The sequence below is a fragment of the Thermomonas sp. genome, from assembly GCF_025993755.1.
Classification (GTDB): Bacteria; Pseudomonadota; Gammaproteobacteria; order Xanthomonadales; family Xanthomonadaceae; genus Thermomonas.
Map to the genome: position 1 here is coordinate 1 of NZ_JAMQHN010000115.1, position 6,601 is coordinate 6,601.

At 66.1% G+C, this 6,601-nt stretch carries 6 protein-coding genes; 2 read left to right on the top strand and 4 right to left on the bottom strand.

Going from position 1 to position 6,601, the window contains the following annotated elements; genetic code table 11:
- Nucleotides 1-1,796 (top strand): DUF2207 domain-containing protein (locus tag Q0X16_RS07850; RefSeq protein ID WP_297832943.1); only part of this gene is annotated, 1,796 nt, incomplete at its 5' end.
- Nucleotides 1,797-1,805: 9 nt separating this feature from the next.
- On the opposite strand, the gene Q0X16_RS07855 is transcribed toward Q0X16_RS07850, so the two are convergent.
- Entirely contained in the window at nt 1,806-2,933 is a 1,128-nt protein-coding gene (locus Q0X16_RS07855; RefSeq protein ID WP_297832945.1) for a hypothetical protein, read from the bottom strand.
- A gap of 192 nt (nt 2,934-3,125) precedes the next feature.
- Here Q0X16_RS07855 and Q0X16_RS07860 point away from each other — a divergent pair, with 192 nt between their 5' ends.
- Nucleotides 3,126-3,644 carry a hypothetical protein gene (locus Q0X16_RS07860; protein WP_297832947.1) on the top strand — a complete coding sequence of 173 codons (519 nt, stop codon included), beginning with the start codon at nt 3,126-3,128 and terminating at the stop codon, nt 3,642-3,644.
- 52 nt (nt 3,645-3,696) lie between these two features.
- Here the strand turns inward: Q0X16_RS07860 and Q0X16_RS07865 are convergent, their stop codons facing one another.
- The 3 genes from Q0X16_RS07865 to hutU form a co-directional block, all read right to left on the bottom strand.
- Entirely contained in the window at nt 3,697-4,404 is a 708-nt protein-coding gene (locus Q0X16_RS07865; RefSeq protein ID WP_297832949.1) for a DsbA family oxidoreductase, read from the bottom strand.
- A gap of 79 nt (nt 4,405-4,483) precedes the next feature.
- A complete protein-coding gene (locus tag Q0X16_RS07870; RefSeq protein WP_297832951.1) occupies nt 4,484-5,149 on the bottom strand; it encodes a hypothetical protein in 666 nt (221 codons plus the stop codon).
- A gap of 55 nt (nt 5,150-5,204) precedes the next feature.
- Nucleotides 5,205-6,601 (bottom strand): urocanate hydratase (gene hutU, locus Q0X16_RS07875; RefSeq protein ID WP_297832953.1); only part of this gene is annotated, 1,397 nt, incomplete at its 5' end.

Consider the following 6,601-nt stretch of genomic DNA (forward strand, 5'->3'; position numbering starts at 1 on the left):
AAATCGCACGTCGCGTCAACGAGGCCACCGCGCAGGGTGGAAGCGCCGAGGAAGTCGCCGAGCGCATCCGGGGCGCGCTGGAGGGAACCGGCTACCGGCTCCAGGGGATCGACGGCAACACCGACCCGAGAAACGGCAGCGAGCGCATTCTGTCGTACGACATCGATGTCCGGATCAACGCCGACAACACCCTCGACGTCACCGAAACCATCCACGTGGTCGCGCAGGGCATCCAGATCCGGCGCGGCCTGTATCGCGACTTCCCGACCCGCTACACGGACCGCTATGGCAACAGGGTCGTGGTCGGGTTCGACGTCGTCGGCCTCCAGCGCGACGGCAAACCCGAGCCATGGTTCACCGAATCCCTGTCCAATGGCGTGCGGGTGAATTTCGGCAACGACGATTTCCTGACCGTCCCGGCCACCTACACCTACACCCTGAACTACCGCACCAACCGCCAGCTCGGTTTCTTCAAGGACCACGACGAGCTGTACTGGAACGCGATCGGCACCGGCTGGGATTTTCCGATCGAGCGCGCCAGCGTCACCGTGCGTCTGCCGCAGCCCGTTCCCGTGGCCGAAATGAAGGCCGAAGGCTACACCGGCCCGCAAGGCAGCAAGGGCCAGCACTATGCGGCCACCTTGCCCGAACCCGGCGTGGCGCGCTGGACGCTGACCGAACCGCTGCGGAAGTGGGAAGGACTGACGATTGTCCTGAGCTTCCCCAAGGGAATCCTGACTCCGCCAACGACGATGGACAACGCGCGCTGGTTCCTGCGCGACAACCTCAGCATCCTGATTGCCCTGGCCACCCTGCTCCTGATCTTTTCCTATCTGTTCTTCCGCTGGTGGCAGGTCGGGCGCGATCCCGATCCCGGCGTGATCGTCGCCCGTTACGAACCGCCGGCCGGCTATTCTTCAGCGGCCCTGCGTTTCATCGTCCACAAGAACACGGACACCCGCTGCTTCACCGCCGACATCCTGGCGCTGGCCATCCATGGGAAACTGCGGATCAGCAGCCGCCGCAAACCGATGGGGATGGGAACGGAGTGGACGCTGGAACGCACCAGCGCACTCGACCCCGACACGCCACCGTCACAGCGGGCGCTGTACGAGCAGCTGTTCGCGAAAGGGTCGATCCTCACCGTCGACACCGCGCACCGAACCACATTCATGCAAGCCCAGCTGGATCAGTCCAAGGTCATGGAACAGGCCTATGCCGGTCGCATGTTCAAGCGCAACGGTACCCCGATCGGGTACGCACTGCTGGCTGGAATCGTCGGGCTCGTCACGGCGGCGCTGGTACCCCATGCGCCCAGCGGCACGGCCGCGGTGATGGCCGCCGGCTTCGCCCTGTTCATCCTCTTGGTCGCGTTTGGATTCCTGCTCCCGGCGCCGACGCCGGAAGGACGCAAGCTTCTGGATGAAATCGACGGACTGAAGCTCTACCTCGGCGTCGCCGAGCGCGACGATCTCGCACGCCTGCAGGCACCCTCGCTGGATGCCGGACGTTTCGAGTCGCTGCTGCCCTTTGCGGTGGCGCTGGACGTGGAAGAAGCCTGGACGAAGAAGTTCACCGCCGCGGTCGGCGATGCCGTGGCGCAGCAGGTCACTTCCAACCTGTCCTGGTACCAGGGTTCGGGCATCGACAGTCTGGCCCAGTTCAGCAGTTCCCTGAGCAGCGGGCTCAGTTCTTCGATCGCCTCGGCCTCCTCGCCCCCCGGCAGCAGTTCCGGCGGCGGCGGTGGCGGCTCGTCCGGCGGCGGCGGAGGTGGTGGCGGCGGCGGAGGCCGCTGAGCGCGTCAATCAGGGATGCGCCGACTCCCGGTCGGATGCATCGTGCGCGGCCTCGTCGGACGCGGCACCCGGCGACGCACCACCCTCTTCCGGAGCCGGAGCCGCCTCGGGTGCTTCGACCTCGTGCGGCATCAGGATCGCCCCGTCCAGTTCGGCCATCGGGCTTTCCACCGGGCATTTCGGGTCCGGAAAGCCGTAGCGTGTGCGCAGGGTCAGGCCGCAGGCGTTGATGTCGGCCACGTCCTGGTTGGCGGCATCGGCCGGTTCCACGCATTCGCGCTCGTAGGCGCGTCGAAAGGCATCACGGCGCTGCAGGAATTCGGTGCCACAGCGGCGCGCCAGGCGGATGCGGTCGAGATCATCCTCGACCGCGTTGGCACCCGACAGCCCGAACCGGTCCAGTTCTTCGTCGGTCAGGATGCGCACGGTCCGGTTCGGCACCGTGGTCATCAGGTCGTAGACCTCGGCTGAAGCCCCGTTGCGTTCGAGGTAATTGCGCAGACCTTCGCTGAGCTGGCGCAGTTCTTCCCCGAGTTCCTTGCGCGAAGTCGCGGTGGAACCCATCCGGATCATCCGGTGGATGCCGACCGGCCCCACGATCACGCGCATGTCGCCGGCGGCAAGGATCAGGACGCAGGCGCTGTGGCAGACGGAATCGCCGCGCACCCAGATGGTCCAGTCGTTCTCGCCGATGGCGTCGCCGGCGCGCATGGCCGATTCCACGCTGCCGCCGGAAGAATCGATGTCGAGGATGCGCTTGCCGATGCCAAGGTCGGTGGCCACCTTGCCGGCACGCTCGGCCAGCGCGGCGAAGCCTGCGGTGATCTTGCCCTTGTAGCGAAGACGCACCAGCCCGGTGGCACGGCAATCCTGCATGGTCGCACGCAGGTCGAGGTAGGCCAGCGACAGCACCGGCTTGCCGTCGCCCCGCAGGTAGTCGGCGCTGCAGTCGATGGCGGCATCGCCGGCTTCCAGCCGCGCCGGCGACCAGTCGATTTCCGCCTGCGCCTTGCGCTGCACCACCGGCGCAGGCGGGGCCACGGCGGCCGCATCGGCGCTGGTCTGAACCGTCTCCGGCTGTCGGCTGCAAGCGGCCGCGAGCACGCACAGCAAGAGCAGAGTCCGGCGGAAGAGCATCGTGGGGGTTCGTTCGTGGGGCGCGCCCATTCTAAGGCAACAAAGGTCAAACCGATTCCGACGGCGGGGGTTGAACGCCACGGCTCGACCGATCATTCAGCGCAACCGAATCCAGGTTAAGACCCCTTTGCGAAACCGGCATGGTCGCCGCCCTGCCGCTATGATCACGGCGGAAGCACAGCGGGCGTCGACATGGGTCGGGGAAACGGCAACTGGCAGCCTGTGAGAAACGGCATCCCGCTACAGCGGTTCCAGGACAGGTCCCGCTGGTTCATCTACCCGTTCTTCGGCTTCCACATGCTGATGTTCGGGCTGTCCGGCTTTCTGATGTCGTACGCGGAGCACGGGCCCGACCTGTTCTTCATCTACCTGCACGGCGGCATCGCCTGCGCCGTGTATCTGGTGTTCTACCGGGTGATCTTCGGCGCCGAAGAAGTGCGATGGATGCTCATCAATGCCGCGCTCGGCATCCTCGGCATCTATTCCCAGCTCGGCTGGATCCTCGCGCGCTTCGGCAAGAACATCGACGACTATCCGTGGTACGTCAACGTCACGCCATTCCTGTATTACGTTCTGTATACCTTCCTGCTGCGCCAGTTCCTGATCGACGTCTCCGGCAGCCGCACCAACGTGGCGCGCCTGAAATGGGTCAACGCGCTCTACGTCACGGGCTCGCTGCTGGTATACGGCGGCATGCTGGCCCGGGCCTGAGGCTTCGCGACCGGCCGGCCGGGGCGTGACGGTCGCGCGTCGTCTTCCCGACCTATTCCGGCGCCTCGCCGTTGACCGCGGGCTTTGGTTCCCGGGCGATCTGCCGCAGCGCCTGCTCGAACACTTCCGGAGGCTGGCCGCCGGAGATCAGGTGGCGCCGCTCCACGATCACGGCCGGAACGCTGCTGATGCCCAATTTCTGGAAGAACCGCTCGGCCGCGCGCACATCGTCGGCATAGGCATCGGAATCGAGCACCTCGCGCGCCTTGACGGCGTCCAGCCCCACGCTGCCGGCGATTTCCGCAAGGATCGCGGGATCGCTGATGTTGCGTCCCTGGCTGAAATGCGCCACCAGCAGCGCGCCCTTGAGCGCCAGCTGCAACCCGGGCCCCTGGGTGTCGGCCCAATGCAGCAGACGGTGGGCGGACAAGGTGTTCCAGCTGCGGCTGCGGGCGTTGAAGTCGAACACGAATCCCAATTCCGCGCCGCGCTGGCGGATGCGTTCCTGGTTTTCGGCCAGCTGCGCATCGTCCATGCCGTACTTGCGCTTGAGGTTCTCGGCCACGTCCACGCCCTCGGCCGGCGTCGATGGATCAAGCTCGAAGGGCTGGACGTGGATATCCGCCACCATCTCTCCCTTGAGACGCCGCAGCGCCTCGCTCAGCGACATCAACCCGATCGCGCACCACGGGCAGACCACGTCGGACACGAAATCGATGCGCAATCTCGGCACCACGCCCTGGCTTTCGATCGAACTCATGACGGCTCCTCCTGCAACGGATGTCGTTGATCCTGTCCCATGACACTGTACCCGGACGGCTTCTTCGACATTGTCCTGATCACCGCGCCCAGGTGGAATCGGGCAGCGCTTCGTCCAGCCGTTTCCCCGGCGCGCATTCCACGGAGTAATACGGCGCCAGCATCCCGCCGATCTGCCTGCGCTGCTGGTAGAGCGAACGGTAGTAGCGCAGCCCGCCCTCGCGCGCGCTGGCCTCGGGAACGCCCAGCAGACGCGCGGCGCGCACGTAGCGCTGGATCGCCTGGCATTCGGCAACCGCTTCGTTGCGCTCGCCGCGCACGTGCATGGCTTCGTGGGCGAACATCTGCACGCTGAAAATGTTCTCGTCATCCAACCGCTGTGGATGCTTCAGGTACTTGCGCAGCACCGCACACCATGGTTTCTGCAGCACGATCTCGCCGGTCTCCGGATTGGCGTGGCCGGCGGCCAGCGCCATCGGATCGACCGCGGTATCGAAGAACGTGTTGCAGTGGACCGTCGCCTGGTCCGACTCCGACAGGATCCGCGCCTTGGCAGTCAGAAACTGCTCGAAGCGGATCTTGCGCCACGGCACCGAGGCGAGTCCGATCGCCAGCCCCAGCGCGATCAGCAGGTACGGCCAGCTGATTGGCTCTGGCTGCAGGAAGCCCGGCTTCGGCACGATGCTGTAATAGAGTTCGCGCAGCGCCAGCCACAGGAACAATACGGCCCCCAGCCACCAGAGCATCAGGCGACTCCCACCGGATCGCGCGTGAAGCCGGCGATACGGGCCATGGCGGGGCTCATTTGACCATCGGCAGCTTCAGCCCCTTCTCCTTCGCGCACTGGATGGCGATCTCGTAGCCGGCGTCGGCATGACGCATCACGCCGGTGCCCGGGTCGTTCCACAGCACGCGGGCGATGCGGGCGTCGGCTTCCTTGCTGCCGTCGCACACGATCACGACGCCGGCGTGCTGGCTGTAGCCCATGCCGACGCCGCCGCCGTGGTGGAAGCTGACCCAGGTCGCGCCGCTGGCGGTGTTGAGCAGAGCGTTGAGGATCGGCCAGTCGGAGACGGCATCGGAACCGTCCTTCATCGCCTCGGTTTCGCGGTTGGGGCTGGCCACCGAACCGGAATCCAGATGGTCGCGGCCGATGGCGATCGGTCCCTTCAATTCGCCGTTGCGCACCATCTCGTTGAACGCCAGCCCGAGCTTGTCGCGCAGCCCCAGCCCCACCCAGCAGATGCGCGAAGGCAGGCCCTGCACCGCGATGCGCTGCTCGGCCATATCCAGCCAGTTGTGCAGGTGCGCGTCGTCCGGGATCAGTTCCTTGACCTTGGCGTCGGTCTTGAGGATGTCCTCCGGATCGCCCGACAGCGCCACCCAGCGGAACGGGCCGATGCCGCGGCAGAACAGCGGGCGCACGTAGGCCGGCACGAAACCGGGGAAATCGAACGCGTTTTCGCAGCCCACGTCGAACGCCATCTGGCGAATGTTGTTGCCGTAGTCGAAGGTGGGAATACCCTGCTTCTGGAACGCCAGCATCGCCTCGACGTGTTCGCGCATCGAGGCCTTGGCGGCATCGCGGGTGCCGTCCGGATCGCGCACGCGACGCTCGAACCATTCCTCCACCGTCCAGCCCTTGGGCAGATAGCCGTTGACCGGATCGTGGGCGCTGGTCTGGTCGGTGACGGCATCCGGCTTGACCCCGCGACGCACCAGCTCCGGCAGGATGTCGGCCGCGTTGCCCAGCAGCGCGATCGACTTGGCCTCGCCGGCCTTCGTGTACTTCTCGATCCGCGCCAGCGCATCGTCGATGTCAGTGGCCTGCTCGTCCACGTAGCGGGTCTTCAGGCGGAAGTCGATGCGCGACTGCTGGCATTCGATATTCAGTGAACACGCGCCCGCCAGCGACGCCGCCAGCGGCTGCGCGCCGCCCATGCCGCCGAGGCCGGCGGTGAGAATCCAGCGCCCCTTGAGGCTGTCGCCGTAGCTCTGCCGCCCCATTTCGACGAAGGTTTCGTAAGTGCCCTGCACGATGCCCTGCGAGCCGATGTAGATCCACGATCCGGCGGTCATCTGGCCGTACATCATCAAACCCTTCTTGTCGAGTTCGTTGAAGTGCTCCCATGTCGCCCAGTGCGGCACCAGGTTGGAGTTGGCGATCAGCACCCGCGGCGCGTCCGCATGGGTGGGGA